Source organism: Burkholderia sp. SIMBA_051, assembly GCF_046534915.1.
Lineage (GTDB): Bacteria > Pseudomonadota > Gammaproteobacteria > Burkholderiales > Burkholderiaceae > Burkholderia > Burkholderia ambifaria.
In genome coordinates, this window is record NZ_JAWRXS010000009.1 from 70,510 (window position 1) to 93,679 (window position 23,170).

16 protein-coding genes are annotated in these 23,170 nt (G+C 63.7%); 6 read left to right on the forward strand and 10 right to left on the reverse strand.

The annotated features are described in order from the left end of the window. The first annotated feature begins 183 nt into the window (after window positions 1-183). Window positions 184-972 (forward strand): IclR family transcriptional regulator, encoded by a 789-nt coding sequence (locus SB771_RS22355; protein ID WP_175660099.1) that lies wholly within the window; start codon window positions 184-186, stop codon window positions 970-972. A gap of 468 nt (window positions 973-1,440) precedes the next feature. Here the strand turns inward: SB771_RS22355 and SB771_RS22360 are convergent, their stop codons facing one another. The 7 genes from SB771_RS22360 to SB771_RS22390 form a co-directional block, all read right to left on the reverse strand. Beyond that, window positions 1,441-2,772, reverse strand: coding sequence for an MFS transporter (locus SB771_RS22360; RefSeq protein ID WP_175660098.1), 1,332 nt, complete (start codon window positions 2,770-2,772; stop codon window positions 1,441-1,443). A 63-nt stretch (window positions 2,773-2,835) separates the two neighbouring features. Continuing rightward, a complete protein-coding gene (locus tag SB771_RS22365; RefSeq protein ID WP_175660097.1) occupies window positions 2,836-4,026 on the reverse strand; it encodes a M20 aminoacylase family protein in 1,191 nt (396 codons plus the stop codon). A 593-nt stretch (window positions 4,027-4,619) separates the two neighbouring features. Then, window positions 4,620-6,956 carry a WD40/YVTN/BNR-like repeat-containing protein gene (locus SB771_RS22370; RefSeq protein WP_175660096.1) on the reverse strand — a complete coding sequence of 779 codons (2,337 nt, stop codon included), beginning with the start codon at window positions 6,954-6,956 and terminating at the stop codon, window positions 4,620-4,622. Window positions 6,957-7,014: 58 nt separating this feature from the next. After that, window positions 7,015-9,288 carry a LamG-like jellyroll fold domain-containing protein gene (locus tag SB771_RS22375; RefSeq protein ID WP_175660095.1) on the reverse strand — a complete coding sequence of 758 codons (2,274 nt, stop codon included), beginning with the start codon at window positions 9,286-9,288 and terminating at the stop codon, window positions 7,015-7,017. A 544-nt stretch (window positions 9,289-9,832) separates the two neighbouring features. Next, complete coding sequence (locus tag SB771_RS22380) at window positions 9,833-10,903, reverse strand: alkene reductase (protein WP_175660094.1); 1,071 nt, start codon at window positions 10,901-10,903, stop codon at window positions 9,833-9,835. A 55-nt stretch (window positions 10,904-10,958) separates the two neighbouring features. Next, complete coding sequence (locus SB771_RS22385) at window positions 10,959-11,534, reverse strand: isochorismatase family protein (protein ID WP_175660093.1); 576 nt, start codon at window positions 11,532-11,534, stop codon at window positions 10,959-10,961. Window positions 11,535-11,564: 30 nt separating this feature from the next. Beyond that, a complete protein-coding gene (locus tag SB771_RS22390) occupies window positions 11,565-12,539 on the reverse strand; it encodes a pirin family protein (RefSeq protein WP_341770277.1) in 975 nt (324 codons plus the stop codon). A gap of 100 nt (window positions 12,540-12,639) precedes the next feature. On the opposite strand from SB771_RS22390, the gene SB771_RS22395 reads away from it, so the two are divergent. The 5 genes from SB771_RS22395 (at window position 12,640) to SB771_RS22415 (ending at window position 19,809) form a co-directional block, all read left to right on the forward strand. Beyond that, window positions 12,640-13,521: a LysR family transcriptional regulator gene (locus tag SB771_RS22395; RefSeq protein ID WP_105830504.1), complete on the forward strand. Its 882-nt coding sequence runs from the start codon at window positions 12,640-12,642 to the stop codon at window positions 13,519-13,521. Between the two features lie 704 nt (window positions 13,522-14,225). Continuing rightward, window positions 14,226-15,842, forward strand: a complete 1,617-nt coding sequence (locus SB771_RS22400) for a tryptophan halogenase family protein (RefSeq protein WP_175660092.1) — start codon at window positions 14,226-14,228, stop codon at window positions 15,840-15,842. Further along, window positions 15,842-16,927, forward strand: a complete 1,086-nt coding sequence (locus SB771_RS22405; protein ID WP_175660091.1) for a monodechloroaminopyrrolnitrin synthase PrnB family protein — start codon at window positions 15,842-15,844, stop codon at window positions 16,925-16,927. Before SB771_RS22400 ends, SB771_RS22405 begins: the two co-directional genes overlap by 1 nt. Before the next feature lie 44 nt (window positions 16,928-16,971). Then, the gene (locus tag SB771_RS22410) at window positions 16,972-18,672 is read left to right on the forward strand and encodes an NAD(P)/FAD-dependent oxidoreductase (RefSeq protein ID WP_165753887.1); all 1,701 of its coding nucleotides are present in this window, start codon (window positions 16,972-16,974) and stop codon (window positions 18,670-18,672) included. 24 nt (window positions 18,673-18,696) lie between these two features. After that, window positions 18,697-19,809: a Rieske 2Fe-2S domain-containing protein gene (locus SB771_RS22415; RefSeq protein ID WP_175660090.1), complete on the forward strand. Its 1,113-nt coding sequence runs from the start codon at window positions 18,697-18,699 to the stop codon at window positions 19,807-19,809. A 51-nt stretch (window positions 19,810-19,860) separates the two neighbouring features. On the opposite strand, the gene SB771_RS22420 is transcribed toward SB771_RS22415, so the two are convergent. From SB771_RS22420 to SB771_RS22430, 3 genes are all read right to left on the reverse strand, one after another. Further along, window positions 19,861-20,862: an NADP-dependent oxidoreductase gene (locus tag SB771_RS22420; RefSeq protein WP_175660089.1), complete on the reverse strand. Its 1,002-nt coding sequence runs from the start codon at window positions 20,860-20,862 to the stop codon at window positions 19,861-19,863. A gap of 41 nt (window positions 20,863-20,903) precedes the next feature. After that, window positions 20,904-21,767 (reverse strand): alpha/beta fold hydrolase, encoded by an 864-nt coding sequence (locus tag SB771_RS22425; RefSeq protein ID WP_175656670.1) that lies wholly within the window; start codon window positions 21,765-21,767, stop codon window positions 20,904-20,906. 147 nt (window positions 21,768-21,914) lie between these two features. Beyond that, window positions 21,915-23,165: an NADH:flavin oxidoreductase/NADH oxidase family protein gene (locus tag SB771_RS22430; RefSeq protein ID WP_175656671.1), complete on the reverse strand. Its 1,251-nt coding sequence runs from the start codon at window positions 23,163-23,165 to the stop codon at window positions 21,915-21,917. Between the last annotated feature and the right edge of the window lie 5 nt (window positions 23,166-23,170).

Sequence of the window (23,170 nt, forward strand, 5' to 3'; positions counted from 1 at the left end):
GCCCCTTGCATTGCCCGCCGGGATGCGCTTAAATGTTCTTTATACGAACATAAGATCGTGTATCGAACGTTCAACGCATCATAGGGAGTGCGGGGACGACCTGTCAAGCGCCCGGTCGGCGGGGCGGTTGGCGTGTCAGGCCCCATGCGCTATCTTCTCGGCTGCACGACAATCCGACCGTTCATGACAACCGAAGACATCCAGACGAAACCCGGCGACTCTTATGTGCAGTCGTTCGCGCGCGGCCTCGCGGTGATCCGCGCGTTCGACGCCCAGCGCCCGGAGCAGACGCTCACCGAGGTCGCCTCGGCCACCGGGCTGACCCGCGCGGGCGCGCGCCGGATCCTGCTGACGCTGCAGACGCTCGGCTACGTCGAAGCGGACGGCCGGCTGTTCCGGCTCACGCCGAAGATCCTCGAACTCGGCTTCGCGTATCTCACGTCGATGCCGTTCTGGAATCTCGCCGATCCGGTGATGGAGCAATTGTCCGCGCAGATCCACGAAAGCTGCTCGGCCGCCGTGCTCGACCGCACCGAGATCGTCTACGTGCTGCGCGTGCCGACCCGCAAGATCATGACGATCAACCTGTCGATCGGCAGCCGCCTGCCCGCGTACTGCACGTCGATGGGCCGCGTGCTGCTGTCCGCGCTCGACGACGCGACGCTCGACGAAACGCTCGCGCAGAGCAACATCCGTGCGCACACGCCCCGCACGATCACCGACATCGGCGAGTTGAAGGCGACGATCGCGCAGGCGCGCCAGCAAGGCTGGGCCGTGGTCGACCAGGAACTGGAAGTGGGCCTGATGTCGATTTCCGCGCCGATCCGCAACCGGCGCGGGCAGGTGATCGCCGCGATGAACATCAGCGGCAACGCGCAGCGGCATACCGCGAAGCAGATGGTGAAGGAGTTTCTCGCGCCGCTGCAGCAGGCCGCGCAGACGGTGTCGGAGCTGGTGGCGCGGCGCGGGTGAGTGAGCCCGGCGGACCGGCACGCGCGTGCGGGACGTTCCCCCGCAGCCGGGGCGCCGCGGTGGGCTGCCTCGATTGCCGTGTCGCGATACGACAATTCGCGCGTAAAAAGACGGGCGGCGTGCGCCGCCCGCTCAACTCTCTGACTCTATTGCAACGTCCTTCTCACGGAGGGCGGAGCGAACTCCGCACCACCAATTTAGTGACGCGGCAAAGCCTGGTCAATTTGACTAGAACGAAATTGCACGGCGCCTTTCGGTCAGCATGCCGCCCGGCCGCTCACGCGCCCAGCAACATCCCCGTGCGCACCGGCACCGCCCCGGTCACGCGGCCGAGCGGCGCGCCGGCCGTCACGAAGCGGATCGCGCGCCGCATGTAGAACACGCCGTCGGTGCTGCTCGATACCGTCGTGATCGCGTCGGTCATCGGATCGACGATGTCGAACAGCGGATCGCCCCCGGCGCGGCACGTCAGTCCATCGACTCGCGCGCGGTCTCGCGCAGCATCGCCACCGCGATCAGCGACAGCACCACGCAGGCGGCCACATAGCCGGCCGGCGCGAGCTTGCTGCCGGTCGTCTTCACGAGCCAGGTCGCGACCAGCTGCGCGGTGCCGCCGAAAATCGTCACCGCGAGCGCATATGCGATCGAGATCCCCGTCGCGCGCACATGGCGCGGCAGCGATTCGCACATCAGCGCCATTTCAGATGCCGACCCGAGCGAATAGAACAGCAGCATCAGCGCGGTCAGCGGCAGGATCACGGACAGCGTCGGATGATGGTTCATCAGCCAGAACGCCGGGAACAGCAGCAGGACGAGCACGCCGCGCCCGACGAAGATCGGCATGCGCCGGCTGCCGAGACGGTCCGACAGCCAGCCGAACAGCGGACACGTCACCAGCATCACGCAGCCCGACGCGACGCCGACGAACATCGACAGCTTCATCGGCAGCCCGAGCGTATGGATCGCGTAGGTCGGCATGTAGAAGGTCAGGATGTAGGTCGACACCGTGCCGCCCATCACCGTCAGCATCAACAGCAGCACCGTGCGCGTGTGCCGTGAGAACAGCTCGCGCAGCACGCCGCGTTCGATGCCGTGATGGCTGTCGCCGGGCGCATCATCCGCGAGCCTGCGGCGCAAATACATGCCGACCGGTGCGATCAGCACGCCCACGAAGAACGGCAGGCGCCAGCCCCAGCCCTCGAGCGCATCCTTCGTCAGCGTGTTCGACAGCAGCGCCGCGAAACCCGAACCCATCAGCGCGGCGCCGCCCTGCGTCGCGAGCTGCCAGCTCGCGCGGAACGCACGGTGCGACGTGCCGCCCTGCTCGATCAGCGTGGATGTCGCGGCACCGAACTCGCCGCCCTGCGAGAAGCCCTGCATCAGCCGCGCGCAGACGACCAGCAGCGGCGCGGCCACGCCGGCCTGTGCGTAGGTCGGCGCGATCGCGATCAGGCCGGTGCCGAGCGCCATCAGCATGATCGTCAGGTTCAGCGCGGCCTTGCGGCCGCGGCGGTCCGCATAGACGCCGAGCACGACGCTGCCGAGCGGCCGCGTGAAGAAGCCGGCGGCAAACGTCGCGACCGACAGCAGCAGCGACGTGGTCGGGTCGCTCGACGGGAAGAACAGCTTGCCGATCAGTACTGCGAAAAAGCCGTACACGGTGAAATCGAAGAACTCCAGCCAGTTGCCGATCACGGCCGCCGCGATCGCGCCGCGCTTCGTGACGGCCGGTGCGCCGCGCGTATCGGGTTCGGCGGCGCCCGTCGACGCGGGGTGCAGCGCGAGATGGTCTTTCTGCATCGTTCGTCTCTCCTCTCAATGCGGCCGGAAGCGCCGGCCGGTCGTCGCCCGCCGCCGCCGGGATTACTGCCCGAGGTAACGCTCCACGAGGCGCGTCCAGAACGCCGCGCCGATCGGCAGATTGCGATCGTTGAAGTCGTACTTCGGGTTGTGCACCATGCAGCCGTCTTCCCCTTCGCCGTTGCCGAGCCGCACGAACGAGCCGGGCCGCTGCTGCAGCATGAACGCGAAATCCTCGCTGCCCATCAGCAGGTCGGCCTGCTCGACGACGTGCGCGTCGCCGACCAGCTCGCGCGCGACCTGCGCGGCGAAATCCGTTTCGGCATCCGAATTGACGACGACCGGATAGCCTTCGATGTACTCGACGTGTGCGGTCGCGCCGTAGCTCGCGGCCTGCGATTCGGCGAGCTCGACGATGCGGCGCTTCAGCAGCGCGCGCACTTCCGGGCTGAACGAACGCACGCTGAGTTCGAGACGCGCGCCGTTCGGGATCACGTTGTTCGCGGTGCCCGCGTGCATCGAGCCGACCGTGACGACCGCCGGCTGCGACGGGTCGACGTTGCGCGCGACGATCGTCTGCAGCGCCATCACGATGCTCGCCGCGACGACCACCGGGTCGACCGTCAGGTGCGGCCGCGCCGCATGGCCGCCGACGCCCTCGATCGAGATGATCGCCTTGTCGCCGGCCGACATGAACGGGCCGCGCCGCGTGAGGAACACGCCGGGCGCCGCGCCCGGATGGTTGTGCATGCCGAACACCGCGTCGCACGGAAAACGCTCGAACAGGCCGTCGTCGATCATCTTCTTCGCGCCGCTGTCGACGCCGTGCTCTTCGGCCGGCTGGAAATACAGGTGCACGGTGCCGGAAAAGTTGCGCGTCTTCGCGAGATGCTGCGCGGCGCCGAGCAGCATCGTCGTGTGGCCGTCGTGGCCGCATGCGTGCATCTTGCCGTGCGTGCCGCTCGCATACGGCAGGCCCGTCGCCTCGAGGATCGGCAGCGCATCCATGTCCGCGCGGATGCCGATGCTGCGCGTGCCGTCGCCGACCCGCAGCGTGCCGACCACACCCGTCTGCCCGACCCCGCGCGTCACCTGCCAGCCCCATTGCTCAAGCTTGTCCGCGACGAGCGCGGCCGTCTCGTGCTCTTCGTACGCGAGTTCCGGGTGGTGGTGAATGTGATGGCGGATCTCGCGCAGCCCGCCGGCGGCGGGCATGAGATCGTCGATTTCGGTGAATCGGACGTCGGTGGTCATCAAGCGGCTCCTGCTGATCGTCAGCGTGTCAGCCGCACGCGGAGGATTGCGTGCGGGAAAGCGAGCCACTATAGCGAGCCGATATCAGCTCAATAAGATGCGGAATTTTTCACCGCGATAAGATTTCTTAATCAGGGTTAATACGGATGCGGGGCGCTACTTGTAGCCTTCGATTAGATGTGGTTACGGGCGCTGGGAGAATCGCTGGGCTGCCCGCTTGCAGATAGCGCCAGATCCGGTCATGCGTTCGCCTGGCGAAACCCATGCGCGGCAGTTCGAATTATTCGAACCGCCCCGTGTCGAATGACGTCGCTCGTCGCGGCGACTCAGAAGGTACACGTCGCGAATTAAAGCGGGCACTGACCATAGCCTTGCGAAGACCAGTGTCAACTCCCGAGTAGCGCCGGCAACTCCTATCGCGCGTTGTACGAAACCAGAGTTTGAGCAGGCGATCGTACCGTAGTGGTAAAAGATCAACTCAGAGTCTTTGTCAGCCATAGGTGCCCACCTCCCCAATCGGTGGACACCTATGCTCCTCGGTCAGAGCGCCGTGACGTAGACGTCGAGAATGGACCCCTTACGGTCGATCAACCTCAATTGCTATAGATCAGACCGCGAGCGGCGCCGTTGACGTAAATCCTGCCATACGTGTTCCAGTCGCCGGCCATCACGCCGGAGTCGCCGAATTGGTGCGTGTCATCGTTGAAGCGCGCCCACGTTGCACCACCGTCGTCGGAATGGTAAATGCCCCAGACGCCGTTCAATGTGCCTTCCACGTAGACCGCGGCCGAGTACGACGAACCGGTCGGTGCCCTGCCCAAGGCGATCACGGTGGCGCCCGGTGTGTCGTTGGTCGACGCAAAGACGCTGAGCTTCGTCCAGGTTGCCCCCGAGTCCACCGAGTGGTACACGGCCGTGCCGTCGGCCAGCCAGAGGTCACCCTCGGCGTTCGGATTGACCGCCATCGACGTATCCCGCCACGAATTCCAGGCCAGGTTCGCGTTCACGGAGCCCTGGCTCAGCGCGAACGTGTGGCCGCCGTCGTTCGAGACGTAGATCTTGCCGCGCTGCCAGCTCCACGGTGCGCCGCCGGAGTCGTAAGCATAGACCTTGTTCGGGTTCTTGCGGTCCGCGGCCAGGCGGTAGGCACGCTGGAAGCCGTTCCATGTGGCACTGAACGCCGGCAGGTTGGTCGCCGTCCAGCTGGCGCCATTGTTTGTCGTATACGACGGCACCGAGTCCGGCGGTGCCCAGGTCACGTTGTTGCGGGATGGGACGACCAGGTTGCCCACGTTGCTCTGGCTTGCCGCTGCGCCGTTGGGCAGCGACGCGAACGTCGACCAGCTATTGCCGCTGTCGCCGGACCAGAAGCCCTTGGTGGCATGGCCGTTGGCGTTGTCGACGCCCGCGGCGGCGATGTACGTCGGATCGGACCACGACATATCGGCCGAATTGCCGCTGCTCCACGTGTTCAACGGGCCTTTCGTCGGCCTCGTCGAGAGGTCCGTATTGACCCACGTGCCGATGTCGCCGGCGCTGTTGATGAAGTTATACGACGCGCCGGGCGGCGCCGTGACGAGCGCCAGCGTCACGGTTTCCTCGAGGTTGTCGACCTTGGGGCTCCAGGTTGGCGTGGGCGACGAGGCGTTCATGGTTTCGCAGATGCCGCCGCCGTGGACGTGCATGACGTGATCGCGATTGGCGGGGTCGATGGTGACGCCCTCGACCCAGCCGGCGCAGCCACCCGAGGCAGTGCCGGTGTGCGGCATGCCGGCCTCGATTTCGCGCCACGTACTGCCCCCGTCGTCGGATAGCTGGATGGTCTTGCTGGTGTCGCTCCAGCCGGTCATGCCCAGTGCGATGCGGGCGGACGAGCCCAGACCTGAGACGGACAGGCCGCCAAAGCCGTTGCTGTTGGAGCTGTTGAGCAGCGTCCAGTTGCTGTTGTTGCTTCCGCCGAACTTGTAGAGATAGCTCGGTCCGCCGATGCCCTGGCCGACGCCCGCGTTGAACACCACGTAGAAGTTGCCGTCGGACGTGCGCACGACGTGCGGGATGTAGTAGCCGGACACCGTCGGCGGGACGGGCACCGGCGTCCACGAGAAGCCGCCGTTGGTGGACTTGTACAGGGTCGACGTCAGGCCCGCCGCGTTGGCGTAATCCGGGGCGACGGTGGCCCACATGATCCAGGTCGGCTGGCCGCCGCCCGTGCCCGACGTGTCGAAGATGACCTGCTCGACGCCCAGCGGGGAGCCGCCGCCGCTGATCGTAGTGGAGGACAGGCCCGTGACCTGCGTCCAGGTGCGGCCGGAATCGGCACTCTTCCACAGGCCGGCCGTGCGCGATCCGTAGAACAGCGTCGAGGGATTGTTGGGGTCGACCTGCAGGCGCTCGCCCGTGGCCCGGCCGTTGTCGTTGCCGCCCACCGGGAACGGCAGGTCGTAGTGCGTCCAGGTGTTACCACGGTCGCTCGAGATGTAGATGCGGCCGTTGTGACCCTGCGTCACGGTAATGCCGGTCATCATGTAGACGAGCTGATCGTTGTTCGGGTCGAGCGCGAGGCTTTCGACGCCGTGGAAATCGCCCTCGCCTGCACCGAAACCGATGCCGTCGGTGATAGGCGTCCACGTCGAGTTGGTCGCGTTCCAGCGGTACGCGCCGCCAACGTCGGTGCGTGCGTACAGCAGGCTCGCGTTGGCTGGATGGTAGATGAGGCCGGTGACATAGCCGCCCCCGCCCCACTTGACACTGGTCCAACTGGCCGCCGGCAGGTTGCTGCCGCTGCCATTTCCGCCGATCTGGCCGCGATTGGCGGCTACATTGGCACTCATGTTGGTCACGCCTGTCGCGCTATCGGATCCGCCGCCACAGCCCCATAACGCACACGCCATCGCCGCAGCGGCAAGCCATCGTTGAGAAAACGCGGTCATCGAAGAAATCCTTAAAGGAAGAGGTCCATCGCAGGGCCCGCCATCGGGCCCAGCGCAATCAATTCGCCATGAGCGCTGCGATCTGCGCAGCGCTGAGCGCACCGCGATAGATGCGGAAATCGTCGATCAGGCCGTGGAACGTGGCGTCGGCACTGTATTGCGATTTGCCCAGCCAGTTCTGCGTGGTACTGCCCAAGCGGAACGGCGCCTGGAACATCGCCGTGTTGGTACTGACGGGCGTGCCGTCCACGTACATCGTGCCGGTCGAACCCGATAGCGTGACGGCCACATGCACCCATCGCTTGCTCGGCAGCTCGGTGGGAGCGTCGATGATCTGTTCCGGAGGACCGTCACCGGGGCCGTTGGCCGTCATGGCGAAGCGCATGCCGGCCCAGCCGCTGCGCAACTGCCCGCGCGGCGTGAACATCATGTAGCGGTGGAAGCCCGTGCCGAAGTCGAACAGGCGTGCCCACGTTTGCGAGCCGTTCCAGAACACCCAGCTGGCGATGGTGAAGTCCGACACATCGGCCAGCAGATCGTCGGGCAACGCCACATACGCGCCAGAACCGTTGAGCGAGACCGCGTTGCCGCTGTGCCCCACTGCCCACGTTGCGCCGTTGAGCGTGCCATTGCGCCCGTTGCCCGAGCTATCGGCGGCCGTGATGCCGCCGCCTTCATCGAAGGTGAGGTGCGCAAGCAACTGCTGCGTCGTGATCACTTTCACTTCGTTGGAGGGCGCCGATTCGCCCGCAATCGTTTGCGCTGTCACGACATAAAAATACGTGCCGGCACCGGCTGGCATATCGGTATAGGTCAGCAGATCGGTGATACCGCTCCGGATGGTGCTGTACGGTCCGCCGGCAATGGTGGCGCGCTTGACGTTGTAGCTGACCGCGTTGCCGCTGCCCCACCACGACAGCACCACCTTGCCCGCGTTGGCGTAGCCGGTCAGGCCGGTCGGTGTTGCGGCAGGAGTGCCGGGGTCGAGCGTGCAGGTGAGCGTGCCGTAGCCAAGCTGGTCGAAGCCGCCACTGTTGGGGCCATAGTTGCCGCCGCCGCCTTCCGGTGCCACAAGCTCGGCAGCGCGCTGGGTGTAAGGCGCCGCCAGACCTTTGCGGTTGATGTAATGGTTGGCCACCAGCGCCCAGCAGGGCCGCCCCAGGGCGTCGCCTTGCCCGCCGGCGGCGAACTGCGTCTGGATGACGCCGGCGCTGTTCTGGTACGTGGCGAAAGGCACCGTGTAGAACGCGCCGCCTGCCTGCTTCAGGTTGGCCTTGGCCACGTATTCCGCGCCCGCCAGGAAGCGATTGTTGTCATAGCCGTACAGGTCGATGCCCTGATTCCACGCCATCTCGCAAATGGCGCCCGTCAATGCAATGCCGAGCGTGCTGCGGCCCTGGTCCCGGCCGGCTTCCTGCCATTGCCCGAGGTTGCCGGGGTGCATGTAGTACACGGCTTGCCGGATACAGCCGTTACTGCCACCGGTCTTGAAATGAGTGATGGCCTCGTTGACGAGTTCGGCATCGTCGCACAGCACGCCGATGGCCAGGACGCACGCGATGTTGGCCAGGCCCCAGTTGGCCCAGTAGTGCGTGTCCATCGCGGTGTCGATACGGGTCAGGAAAGCATGGCTGACTGGGTAGAAGACATTGCGCATCATCGCCTGGAATGCAGCGAGGCCGGCCGGACTCCAGCCGCTGTAGCCGCGCATGATTTCGGCTGCGTTGGCGAATTCGTAGCCGTAGATGCCGGCGGCGAGCGCCACGTCACTGCCGCCAAGCGTCGTCAGCGTCGAGGCCCATTGGTCCAGATACTCCACGGCTTTGTCGGCGTAGCGTTTGTCGTCCGACACCTTCCAGCGCAGCGCGTCGCCGTAGGCGGCGGCGATGTCGTTGTAGAGGGCGCCGTAGTTCTGACCATGCGTTGGATCATTGCCGCGATAGATGCCGACCTGCGGGTTCGGCTTGTTCGTCAGGCGCGTGTGACCGTTGGCGACCAGCACGTTCCAGCTATCGATCCACGGGGAAGCGTGCGCGCCGACTTTAGCGCGCATGCGTTCGAAATCCGCCTCGGTATGCAGCAAACCGGGATGCTTGAAGGCGCGGGTTTGGGCAGTGCCTGCCGACGTCGCCCCTGCGTCGATACCGTCCGAAGCTGGAGCAACTCCGGACGCCTGGCCGGTGCCGTTTGCCGATGTACGCTCACCGCCTGTAACCGCGTTGCTTCCGTCGCCGCCGCATCCGGCCAGAAGCGTTGCACCGAGCCCCATCACGAAATGGCGTCGTGCAATATTTTCGATGTCGCCGAGTGGGACGATTTCCTCGGATAGCATCGTCGATGCTCCGTTGTCTCGCATGTCTGGATCCCCAGTTTTTTAGCTATAGTCGAAGCGACAAAAATGTACGAACTGTTCCGTATTCATCAGGAACGCGTAGCATTCTATCCAGTGCGACAGGGATTCAATCAAGCGAAAAAAAAACAAATTCACCAATGACACGCAATTGTCACATCGGTGATGCAGGGATTGAGGAATGCGCGAAGCGGCTGGGCACCGCCGTAGAACAAAGCAAAGTTGAGCTTGGGCAGGATCTGTTGTCCGTATCCCTTTGAAAGTCGAGCATATCCACGGTGAGGATATGCTTCCTTGAGAATTGCTTTCGCTTGATGTCTTGCATTGCTTTGAGGAAGCGGCGGCCGCGCGAGCCGTCGAAAGAATCGGGACGTTCGTGGCGAAGGTGTATCGCGACGCGGCCATGAGAGCTCTCGACCTGGCCAAGAGCCCTGAGCTGCCCCACCCTCGGAAGTATCCAGTTCTGCCAGCAGGACGCTGGTAGAACTGGATGGGCCAGCAATTCGGCAATCCGCCTGCGCGGCTATTACATCTGCGTGCCTTGCATCGACGGGTAGTCGATGTAGCCTTCGGCGCCGCCAGCGTAGAAGGTATTACGGTCACCCGTGTTCAGCGGCGCGTTCGCCTTGAGGCGCTCCAGGAAGTCCGGGTTAGCCAGAATGGCCTGACCATAGGCCTCGATGTCCGCCAGACCGGCCTTGACGTCCGAGCCGATCTGCTCGCGCGGCCGGCTGGGGCGGTTGACGATCAGCACCGTCTTCCACAGCGCACGGATATCGGCCAGGAGCGGCTCGTTTCCCACGTGCAGAAGGTGGAGATAGGCCAAACCCAGTTTGTCCAGCTCGCGCACCAGATAGCGATACAAGTCAGGACCTTCGGTACCCTCGTCAATGCCATTCATGGGAACGCCCGGCGACAGGCGGATGCCGGTGCGATCCGGTCCGATTTCCTCGGCGATGGCCTTGGCGACTTCGATCGCGAATCGGGCACGGTTCTCGATCGAGCCACCGTAGGCATCCGTCCGGGTGTTCGCGCTCGGTGCGATGAACTGGTGGATGAGATAGCCATTGGCACCGTGGATCTCGACGCCATCGGCCCCAGCCTCGACGGCGCGGCGTGCGGCGATGCGGAAGTCGTTGACGGTCGCGGCGATCTCGTCAACGCTCAATGCACGTGGCTCCGGGATGTCGACCATGCCATTCAGCGTGAACATCTGGGCGCCTGGGGCAATTCGCGACGGCGCGACCGGCTGGCGATGGTGGGGGGTGTTGTCAGGGTGCGAAACACGCCCGACGTGCATCAACTGAATGAACAGACGGCTACCTTTGGCGTGCACGGCAGAAGCAACGCCGCGCCAGCCCGCTACATGCGCATCGGTGTAGATGCCGGGGGTGGCCAGATAACCCTGACCATCATCCGACGGCTGCGTACCTTCGCTGATCAACAGACCGACGCTGGCGCGCTGGGCATAATACTCGGCCGCCAGGTCGCCCGGCGTGCCGTCCGGCTTGGCGCGACTGCGCGTCATGGGCGCCATCGCGAAGCGGTTGGATAGTTCGATTGCGCCCAGTTCAACAGGCTGCCAGATATGTGTCATTTTTCGTTCCTCTGTATGTTCCGAATCGAGCACTCCGGATGCCGGAGCGCATGCTTCAGCCGATATTCAATGCCTGAACCAGCTGGCCACCTTCAGGCGTGCTCCAACTGCCGGCCAGTTCGGCGATGAGCTGGTTGGTGCTCGTCAAGGTGACGCCTGCACGCTCCATGCGGCGCAACGCAATGTCGTCGGCGATCTTGCTGGGCGAGCCACCTGCGTCGGCGACCACCTGCACCTCGTGGCCCTGTCCAACCAGGGTCAGCGCCGGATACACCGTGCAGACGTCGTTGGTGACGCCTGCCAGGATGAACTTCGTACGGCCGGTCGCCTTGACGGCAGCAGCGAACGCTTCGTCGTCCATCGCATTGACGATGCCCGCGCGCTTGACGCGCGCAGCGAATTCGTCGGGAAGGATGGCTTCGAGCTCGCTCAGCAGCGGGCCTTGGGCCGCCTCTTCCATGCTGGAAGTCAGTACCGTCGGGATGTTGAGGATCTTGGCAGCCTTGGCGAGAATGATGGCATTCCTCTTCATTTCATCGAAGGATGTGGAAGTCACCCAGCCCATGGTGCCGACTTGGTGGTCGATGAGGAGCAACGCTGCGCTCGCACCGGTGAGTCGTTGGAAAGTCACGATGTTCTCCTGGAGAAATTGACGTGCGGATTAAAGGTGTTTTGCAGGCACGATGGGGGAATCCAACGTGCCGAATTCACCGCGCTGGTAGGCGGCTATCGCGGATGCCAGCGCTGCACTCGAAGCCATGGCCATCGGGCCTTGCCAATGCACCGGCTGGCGTAACGGCGGTCCGCTGAAGAGCACGGCTTTTGCGTTACCTCGTGTCGCCGAAAGGACGAGTTCGTGTCCTGTCTTCTGCGCAGGAAACGCCGGCACGGCGAATTGCTCGCGCTCGAAAAGCTGCCCGTTGATCGCCAGGTCTCCGTGAATCGGCATCACGAATGCAGCATGTCCCGCGGGAACAGGCACGCAGAGTTCAGCGCCATCGTGCAGGGCGATATCGAGCAAGGTCAGCTCGGTGGGGGTTTCCAATGGCGACTTGGCACTACTGAATGTTCCCAGAGGCACCCGCACCTTGGCGCCAGCCGCATGGACCACCGGCACGTCGGAAGGCGCCAGGCTCAACGCGAACGGCGCGCCGTTCTGCCGCGCCTCGGGCAGGTTCACGAAGATCTGCAGGGTATGGACCGTCTTGCCTGTCTCGACGGGGAACTCTTCGTGCACCACGCCCCGCCCGGCCGCTGTCCAGTGCAGCCCACCAGGCTGGATCACATTGTGATTGCCGAGTGAATCACGATTGTCGATGCCGGTTTCAGAATCGAGGAATAGATAGGACACCGCAGAAAATCCGGCATGCGTATGGGCGGGAAACTGAGGGGCGCTGATCCACGCGTGGTCCACGCCCAGAATCGGGTCGATCGGCTCGCCGTTGCCGCCCTCCGCGCGCAACGAATAGGCGCGGAAGTGGCTGCTCAGATTCATCGGTCGCAGGCGGGATATCACCGGAGAGACGACAACAGGTTTCGCTCGCGCCGACGCCGTCACACCGCGCTCGTCGAGCAAGTCGCCTGGCCGGCCATCGGCCGGGGGTCGAATCGTATCGGGGGTAATTGATTGGCTCATGGTCAGGTCCGCTGAATCACAAGGCCCCATCATGAACCGGCTCATTTACGGGATAAACCACCTCCGGTAAAATTCATTGCTCCAATATTGGAGCAATGGTATGACCCATCTCGATGACATGGCGCTGTTCGTGGAGGTCGTGAAGGCCAAAGGGTTTCGGGGCGCGGCCGATGCGTTGGGCATGCCCAATTCAACCTTGTCCCGCCGTATAGGGGCCCTGGAAAAGGCGATCGGACTGCGGCTGCTGCATCGCACGACACGCAAGGTTGAACCGACGGAAGCCGGGCTGCTGTATTACGAACGCAGCAAGCGCATCGTCGAGGAGGCCAGACTCGTTCATGAGCAGCTCGGAGAAATGCTTGCCCAGCCCAGCGGGCTGTTGCGCGCGTCGTTCCCCGAAGGCTTCGCCAATATCTTCCTGGCGCCGTTGGTGGCCGAGTTTGCCCGGCGCTATCCCGGCATACGCTTCGAGTTTGATTTATCGCCTCGCTTGGCAGATCTGGTGAGCGACCCGGTTGATGTCGCCATTCGCATGGGTGAGCCCGCCAACTCCAACCTGATCGCGCGCCAGCTTGCGCGATTGCCGCGACATCTCTACGCCTCACCTCGCTATCTCGATATGCTGGGCGAACCTCAGCATCCCGACGAGCTTGTCCAGCATGAATGTTTGCGACTGCGCGGATCAAAGTCCGATATCTGGACCGTGCAAAACAGAGATGAAACGCTGGACGTCGCAGTTGGAGGACGGTTTCTGCTCAACAGCGTCGGCATGATCCAACGCCTGGCAGCCCTGGACATGGGGATTGCCATATTGGCGGAGAGCATCGTTACCGATGACGTAGCCCAGGGGCGGTTACGTCGTGTGTTGCCACAGTGGGAGGCCACCCCGGTACCCGTCTATGCATTGACCGAAACCCGTCTGTTGCCGGCGAAGACCCAGCGGTTCATCGACTTCCTGCGAGAGCATCTCTCAAGCATCTGACGCATCCACATTGATCAGCATGACGGTCGGACGATGACTGAATCGCTCAGATGCGCGCCCAAGCGTCGGAATTTCCGGGCTCTCCGAATTTTTCTACCTTTAGAACCTGGACTATTTCTTGGGTCAGGCCAATTGGCACCTTTGTTCCGCAAATAGCGACGCCATTATTCCTCCGTCAATCAAGTCGTTCATTTCGCATTTTTATACAATAAATTCGTTGACGCACACACCCCCAACGAAAAAGTAAATTTCTCGTTTTTAAAAAATTAAATCGTTTGTTATCGGATACTCCGCCGATATTGAGTATTTCTCTGGATTAACCGAGATTGATATGAAATTTTGCGAGACGTGCCATCGCGAACACTGCTAAGGTGCGTCGGTGCGGCTGAGCGCATGGTCCGGCGAGCCTCGACAAGCCCTTGCGCGGTGTGCCGCCGCTGCAATGGGCGCCTTGCATTATTCGATTGTGCTTCTCTATTTTCATTGATAACGGAACAGCCTCAGACGAAAGTCTGGGACCGCGGCCAATGATGTCCGGATTTTGCGCGGAGGAGGCATCCCTTGCCGCGATTTCACCACGCCTTCCCGGTGTCATTTATCACGATGAATCAGACACGTTATGACGCGTTACCGGACGAGTTGCGCGTTCAACTCGACAAGGCGTCACTATCCATTGAGGTTTTAAATCCTATGGGAAAGGTGGCATGAGCAATCCGATCAAGAATATCGTTATCGTCGGCGGCGGCACCGCGGGGTGGATGACCGCCTCGTACCTCGTCCGGGCGCTCCAGCAGCAGGCGAACATCACGCTCATCGAGTCCGCGGCGATCCCCCGCATCGGCGTGGGTGAGGCAACCATCCCGAGTTTGCAGAAGGTGTTCTTCGACTTCCTCGGAATACCCGAGCGGGAGTGGATGCCCCAGGTGAACGGCGCCTTCAAGGCCGCCATCAAGTTCGTGAACTGGAGGAAGTCCCCCGACCCCTCGCGCGACGATCACTTCTACCATTTGTTCGGCAACGTGCCGAACTGCGACGGCGTGCCGCTTACCCACTACTGGCTGCGCAAGCGCGAGCAGGGCTTCCAGCAGCCGATGGAGTACGCGTGCTATCCGCAGCCCGGCGCGCTCGACGGCAAGCTGGCACCGTGCCTGGCCGACGGCACGCGTCAGATGTCCCACGCGTGGCACTTCGACGCGCATCTGGTAGCCGACTTCCTGAAGCGCTGGGCCGTCGAACGCGGGGTGAAGCGCGTGGTCGACGAAGTCGTGGATGTTCACCTGAACGAGCGCGGCTACATCTCCAGCCTGTCCACCAAGGAGGGGCGCACGCTGGAGGCGGACCTGTTCATCGACTGCTCCGGCATGCGCGGGCTCCTCATCAATCAGGCCCTGAAGGAACCCTTCATCGACATGTCCGACCACCTGCTGTGCGACAGCGCGGTCGCCAGCGCCGTGCCCAACGACGACGCGCGCGACGGGATCGAGCCGTACACCTCGGCGATCGCCATGAACTCGGGGTGGACCTGGAAGATTCCGATGCTGGGCCGGTTCGGCAGCGGCTACGTCTTCTCGAGCAAGTTCACGTCGCGCGACCAGGCTACCGCCGACTTCCTCAAACTCTGGGGCCTCTCGGACAATCAGCCGCTCAACCAGATCAAGTTCCGGGTCGGGCGCAACAGGCGCGCGTGGGTCAACAACTGCGTGTCGATCGGGTTGTCGTCGTGCTTTCTGGAGCCGCTGGAATCGACGGGCATCTACTTCATCTACGCGGCGCTTTACCAGCTCGTGAAGCACTTCCCCGACACGTCGTTCGACCCGCGGTTGAGCGACGCCTTCAACGCCGAGATCGTCTACATGTTCGACGACTGCCGGGATTTCGTCCAGGCGCACTACTTCACCACATCGCGCGACGACACGCCGTTCTGGCTCGCGAACCGGCACGACCTGCGGCTTTCGGACGCCATCAAGGAGAAGGTTCAGCGCTACAAGGCCGGGCTGCCGCTGACCACCACGTCGTTCGACGATTCGATGTACTACGAAACCTTCGACTACGAATTCAAGAACTTCTGGTTGAACGGCAACTACTACTGCATCTTTGCCGGCTTGGGGCTACTGCCCGACCGGTCGCTGCCGCTGTTGCAGCACCGACCGGAGTCGATCGAGAAGGCCGAGGCGATGTTCGCCAGCATCCGGCGCGAGGCCGAGCGGCTGCGCACGAGCCTGCCGACGAACTACGACTACCTGCGCTCGCTGCGTGACGGCGACGCGGGGGTGTCTCGCAGCCAGCGCGGGTCGACGCTCGCGGCGCAGGAAATCCTGTAGTGGAGCGCACCCTGGACCGGGTAGGCGCATTCGCGGCCACGCACGCCGCGGTGGCGGCCTGCGATCCGTTGCAGGCGCGCGCGCTCGTTCTGCGGCTGCCGGGCCTGAACCGTAAAAAGGACGTGCCCGGCATCGTCGGCCTGCTGCGCGAGTTTCTCCCGACGCGCGGCGTGCCCGCCGGCTGGGGCTTCGTCGAAGCCGCCGCCGCGATGCGGGACATCGGGTTCTTCCTCGGGTCGCTCAAGCGGCACGGACACGAGCCCGCGGACGCGATGCCCGGGCTCGAGCCGGTGCTGCTCGACCTGGCGCGCGCGACCGACCTGCCGCCGCGCGAGACGCTCCTGCATGTGACGGTCTGGAACCCCGCGGCGGCCGACGCGCAGCGCAGCTACACCGGCCTCCCCGACGAAGCGCATCTGCTCGAGAGCGTGCGCATCTCGATGGCGGCGCTCGAGGCGGCCATCGCGGTGACCGTCGAGCTGTCCGACGTGTCGCTGCGCTCGCCCGCATTCGCGCAGGGCTGCGACGAGCTGGCAGCCTATCTGCAGAAAATGGTCGAGTCGATCGTGTACGCGTATCGCTTCATCTCGCTGCAGGTCTTCTACGACGAGCTGCGGCCCTACTACGAACCGATTCGAATCGGAGGCCAGAGCTACCTCGGCCCCGGTGCCGTGGAAATGCCCCTCTTCGTGCTGGAGCACGTGCTGTGGGGCTCGCAATCGGACCACCAGGCCTATCGAGAATTCAAGGAGACGTACCTGCCCTACGTGCTTCCCGCATTCCGGGCGGTCTACGCGCGATTCGCCGGCGAGCCGGCGCTCCTCGACCGCGCGCTCGGCGAGGCGCATGCGATCGGCACGCGGAGCGAGCCCGTGCGGGCCGGCCTGGCGGCCCTCGACCGGGTCTTCGAGGTTCTGCTGCGCTTCCGGGCGCCTCACGTCAAATTGGCCGAGCGGGCGTACGAAGTCGGGCGAAGCGGCCCCAGCATCGGCAGCGGCGGGTACGCGCCCAGCATGCTCGGCGATCTGCTCACGCTCACGCGCGCGGCGCGGTCCCGCATCCGCGCCGCGCTCGACGCATCCTGACACACGCGGCCATGTGTTCCATCTCACAAGGAGAGTTTGCCCCCATGACTCAGATGAGCCCCGCGAACGGGCGCGATAGCAACCACTTCGACGTGATCATCCTCGGCTCGGGCATGTCCGGCACCCAGATGGGCGCCATCCTGGCCAAACAACAGTTTCGGGTGCTGATCATCGAAGAGTCGTCGCACCCGCGGTTCACGATCGGCGAATCGTCGATCCCCGAGACGTCTCTGATGAACCGCATCATCGCCGATCGCTACGGCATTCCGGAGCTCGACCACATCACGTCGTTCTACTCGACGCAGCGTTACGTCGCGTCGAGCACGGGCATCAAGCGCAACTTCGGCTTCGTGTTCCACAAGCCGGGCCAGGAGCACGACCCGAAGGAGTTCACGCAGTGCGTGATTCCCGAGCTGCCGTGGGGTCCGGAGAGCCATTATTACCGGCAAGACGTCGACGCCTACCTGTTGCAAGCCGCCATCAAATACGGCTGCACGGTCCGCCAGAGGACGAGCGTGACCGAATATCACGCGGACAAGGACGGCGTCGCGGTGACCACCGCCCAGGGTGACCGGTTCACCGGCCGGTACATGATCGACTGCGGCGGGCCGCGCGCGCCGCTCGCGACCAAGTTCGGGCTCCGCGAAGAGCCATGTCGCTTCAAGACGCACTCGCGCAGCCTCTACACGCACATGCTCGGGGTCAAGCCGTTCGACGACATCTTCAAGGTCAAGGGGCAGCGCTGGCGCTGGCACGAAGGAACCCTGCACCACATGTTCGACGGCGGCTGGCTGTGGGTGATTCCGTTCAACAACCACCCGCGCTCGACCAACAACCTGGTGAGCGTCGGCCTGCAGCTCGACCCGCGTGTCTACCCGAAAACGGATATCTCCGCGCAGCAGGAATTCGACGAGTTCCTCGCGCGGTTCCCGAGCATCGGCGCGCAGTTCCGGGACGCCGTGCCGGTGCGCGACTGGGTCAGGACCGACCGCCTGCAGTTCTCGTCGAGCGCCTGCGTCGGCGACCGCTACTGCCTGATGCTGCACGCGAACGGCTTCATCGACCCGCTGTTCTCCCGCGGGCTCGAGAACACCGCGGTGACGATCCACGCGCTCGCGGCGCGCCTCATCAAGGCGCTGCGCGACGACGACTTCTCCCCCGAGCGCTTCGAGTACATCGAGCGCCTGCAGCAGAAGCTTCTGGACCACAACGACGACTTCGTCAGCTGCTGCTACACGGCGTTCAAGGACTTCCGGCTGTGGGATGCGTTCCACAGGCTGTGGGCGGTCGGCACGATCCTCGGACAGTTCCGGCTCGTGCAAGCCCACGCGAGGTTCCGCGCGTCGCGCGACGAGGGCGACCTCGATCACCTCGACAACGACCCGCCCTACCTCGGTTACCTGTGCGCGGACATGGAGGAGTACTACCAGTTGTTCAACGACGCCAAGGCCGAGGTCGAGGCCGTGAGCGCCGGGTTAAAGCCGGCCGAGGAAGCGGCGGCGCGGATTCACGCGCTCATCGACGAACGCGAGTTCGCCAAGCCGATGTTCGGCTTCGGGTACTGCATCACGGGGGAAAAGCCGCAGCTCAACAACTCGAAGTACAGCCTGCTGCCGGCGATGAAGCTGATGTACTGGACGCAAACCAGCGCGCCGGCAGAGGTGAAAAAGTACTTCGACTACAACCCGATGTTCGCGCTGCTCAGGGCGTACATCACGACCCGCATCGGCCTGGCGCTGAAGTAATCGACCAACGACGACACAAAAACGATGGACGACATTCAATTCGATCAACCGAGCGTCAAGGAGCCTCCCCAGGCAGCGTACGACGCGACCACGCGCGTGGCCGCGAGCTGGTACGTCGCGATGCGCTCGGACGCCCTCAAGGACAAGCCGACGGAGTTGACGCTGTTCGGCCGACCGTGCGTGGCGTGGCGCGGCACGACGGGGCGGGCCGTGGTGATGGATCGCCACTGCGCGCACCTCGGCGCGAATCTGGCCGACGGGCAGATCAAGGACGGGTGCATCCAGTGCCCGTTTCACCACTGGCGCTACGACGAGCAGGGCCAGTGCGTTCACATCCCCGGCCACAGCGAGGCGGTGAGCCGGCTGGAGCCCGTCCCGCGCGGCGCGCGCCAGCCGACGCTGGTCACCGCCGAGCGATATGGCTACGTGTGGGTCTGGTACGGCTCGCCGCAGCCGCTGCACCCGCTGCCCGAAATCGCCGCGGCCGACGTCGACAACAGCGACTTCATGCACGTGCACTTCGCGTTCGAGACGACGACGGCGGTGTTGCGGATCGTCGAGAACTTCTACGACGCGCAGCACGCGACTCCCGTGCACGCGCTGCCGATCTCGGCCTTCGAGCTCAAGCTGTTCGACGATTGGCGCCCGTGGCCGGAGGTCGAGTCGCTGGCCCGGGCGGGCGCGTGGTTCGGCGCCGGGATCGACTTCACCGTGAACCGATACTTCGGGCCCCTCGGCATGCTGTCGCGCGCGCTCGGCATGGACATGTCGCAGATGAACCTGCACTTCGATGGCTACCCGGGCGGGTGCGTCATGACGGTCGCGCTGGACGGCGACGTCAAATACAAGCTGCTCCAGTGCGTGACGCCGGTGAGCGACGGCAAGAACGTCATGCACATGCTCATCTCGATCAAGAAGGTGGGCGGGATCCTGCGCCGCGCGACCGACTTCGTGCTGTTCGGGCTGCAGACCAAGCAGGCCGCGGGTTACGACGTCAAGATCTGGAACGGGATGAAGCCGGACGGCGGCGGTGCGTACAGCAAGTACGACAAGCTCGTGCTCAAGTACCGCGCGTTTTACCGGGGGTGGGTCGACCGTGTCGCCGAGCCAGCCGCACGACCGCGGCGCCGCGAGTGAGCGGCGAGATATGCGCCGTTCGAAGCCTCGGGCGGCGCTCCTCGCCATCCTTCACTTGATCCTGACGACGACCTTGCCCTTGGCGCGTCCTTGGGCCAGGTATTCCAGTGCATCCTTTGCTTGTTCAAACGGAAATACCTTGTCGATCACGGGATGGATACGTTCGGATTCGAGCAGTTTGCCAATCTCGGCGAGTTGAGCACCGTCGGGGCGTACGAAGAGAAACGAGTAGGTGACGCCTCGTTTTTTCGCAAGCCGCATGATCTTGCGGCTCATCAGGCTGAATACGAACTGCAGGACGAAGTTCAGACCGCGAGCACGCGCGAACGCTGCGTCCAGCGGCCCGATAAGAGAGACGATCTTCCCTCCCGGCTTCAGGATTCCTACTGATTTTTCAACCGCGTCGCCCCTGATCGTGCCCAGCACCACATCGTAGTCGTGCAGCACTTTCTCGAACGCTTGCTTCTTGTAGTCGATTACTTCGTCCGCGCCCAGGCTTGTCACCAACGGGATATTACCGGTGCTGGTATTGGTCCCCACCTTGGCGCCAAAATATTTGGCCAGTTGGATCGCGAATGTTCCAATGCCGCCGGACCCTGCGGGAATGAACACCTTCTGACCCGGTTGAAGATTGGCACGCTCCTTCAGTGCTTGCCATGAAGTGAGCCCGACCATGGGGACCGAGGCAGCGTGCACGAAGTCCAGATTGACCGGCTTCGGGGCTGCAGCGCTCTCCGGTACCACGGCAAATTCGGCGATAGATCCTCTTCCAAGGTCGAACAGACTTGCAAAGACGGCGTCGCCTTTCTTGAAGCGAGTGACGCGGCTGCCGACATCGATCACGATACCGGCCAGATCGCTACCCATGATCGCGGGCAACTGGAACTTCACGACGGGTTTGAACATGCCCGTTGGAATCATGTTGTCGATCGGGTTCACCCCCGCAGCGTGAACCTCGACCAGCAGTTCGTCGGGCTCGAGCGTGGGGCGCGGCACTTCGGCGAACCCGATCTCGGGTGATTTGCCATAGCGTTTGAATGTGAGTGCTTTCATGTTGCGCTTGCTCCGATGCTGCGTTGTATTCGCGAGAAACTTCATTGCGACAGAAATTCCAGTGCCGTGGGTACGAAGTTGGCGTAATGCTGGAAGATTCCGCCGTGGCCGGCGTCCTGATAAATGACGAGCTGCGCCTGCGGGATGCGGCGGGCCATCTCGTGGCTGAGCGCGGTGGGCACCATGATGTCGTTATCCCCATTGGCGATCAGGACAGGCATGGGCAGACTCGCGAGGTCCTGGGGCGCCTGCTGGCCCCACGCGTTGATCGCCTTGAGTTGATGAAGGAAGGCGCGAGGTGTCGGCGCCTTGTCGCGGCCGGACTTACGTTCCTTCAACCGTTTCAAGAAGGCGCTTGCCGCCTGCTGGCCGGTGGTTGTGGACGTGAAGAACAGATACGCCTTCGGATCGCGCAGCGTGAGCAGGCCTTTGAGCATGAGTGGCGTGGACACGGCACCCACACGATCGATACCGTGACCGCCGGCGGGGCCCGTGCCAGTGAGGATGAGCTTGCGCACGAGGCCCGGCGCCTTGAGCGCCACGTCCTGCGCGACGAAGCCGCCAAGCGAGAAGCCGAGCAGATCGACTTGATCGAAACCCATTGCGCGAATCAGCGCGATGGTGTCGCGCGCCATCTCGTCCACGGTCACGGGCGCGATGCCACCGGATAAGCCAATGCCTCGATAGTCGATCGCGATGACGCGATGTTTTTGCGCCAAGCCGTCGACGATGCGCGGGTCGAAGTTGTCCAGAACGGCTCCCCAGTGATTCAGCAAAACCAAAGGAATGCCGCCGTGCGGACCCAGTTCACGGTAGGCGAAGCGGGTTCCAGCCGCGTTGACGAACTTGTTCGGTGCCCGTGCATACGACGTCGTCGATTGGGTGTCTGGGTTGATGCTCTGCATCATTTACTCCTGGGTGCTGCTTTCATATGTCGAGCATCATGCTGACGGGGAAAAAGGTGGGACTTCAATCCGCGCCGCAACCCGATGCTCAAGTGTGGCCTCAAGCATCGATTCGGACAACGACTCTTCGTCGACTGCGCTCGGCGCTCAAATGCGCGCCCGCAGACGCCGCGTGCGAAACGTTCCCCAGCCGCTGCTGAAAGCAGACTTCAGGAATGCTGCAAGCCCGCCCTCGTCGGGGCGCGGTTCTCTACCTCTCGCAATGCGCTTGAGCTGGCGCGTGTACCACAGCACCTCCATGATTCCGAGGCGATCGACAGCCTTGAGGCCGGTACTGATCGGTTGCACCTGCTGCAGGCTGTCGCGCCCTTGAAGCAAAGCAGCGGGTGCATCGGGATCGATCGCGAGCAGCCGCGCCAGGCCCACCACATCCAGCGCGCTGGAGTGCAGCGCCGCGTTCATGCCGGCGGCGGTGCGAAAACCACCGGTCACCATGAGCGGCACGTTGACTGCCGCGCGCACCTTCTGGGCAAAATCAAGGAAGTAGGCTTCCCGCGCCGCGGTGGATGCCTTCTTCGGTTCTTGCATCGCCCCGCTCATGGCAGGCGCCTCATAGGTACCGCCGGAAATCTCGATCAGGTCGATCCCCGCCTCGCTCAACGCGCGGATTGTCTCGATCGATTCTTCTTCCGTAAAACCACCGCGCTGGAAGTCGGCCGAATTGAGCTTGATTCCCACCGGGAAGTCCGGGCCGACCTGCCGGCGGATTTCCGCATAGACGGCCAGGACGAAGCGGCGCCGCTTCTCGGGACTGCCGCCCCATTCGTCGCTGCGGCGGTTGTGGTGCGGAGAAAGAAATTGGCTGATCAGATAACCATGGGCTCCGTGGATCTCTACGCCACTGAACCCGGCCTTCTTGCAAATGGCCGCGCTGCGCCCGAAGCGTTCGATGATGTCTTGAATCTCCGACGTGGTCGCTTCGCGCGGTGTCTCGAAGAACGCCGCCATGTCCTCGCGGAAAGGAACCGCGGAGGGCGCCAGGTTGAACGCGTTCAAACCCTTGGTCGATTGCTTGCCAGGATGGTTGAGCTGCACCCAGATCGACGCCCCTTGCGCGGTTGCAGCCTCCGCCCACTGGCGCAGCACGGGCAAGTCCGCGTCGTCTTCGATCACGACATTCCCGGGCTCGCCCAACGCGCGGCGGTCGATCATCACATTGCCTGTCATGATCAGTCCGAGCCCCGACGCAGCCCAGCGTCGGTACAACTGCACCAGGTCCGGTGTCGGGCGATTATCGTAGGTGCCCAGGGTCTCGCTCATCGCGGCCTTGGCGAGCCGGTTACGCAGAGCGCTGCCATTGGGCAGGTGCAGTGGCTGGTTCAGCAGATCGGGTTTCATGGCAA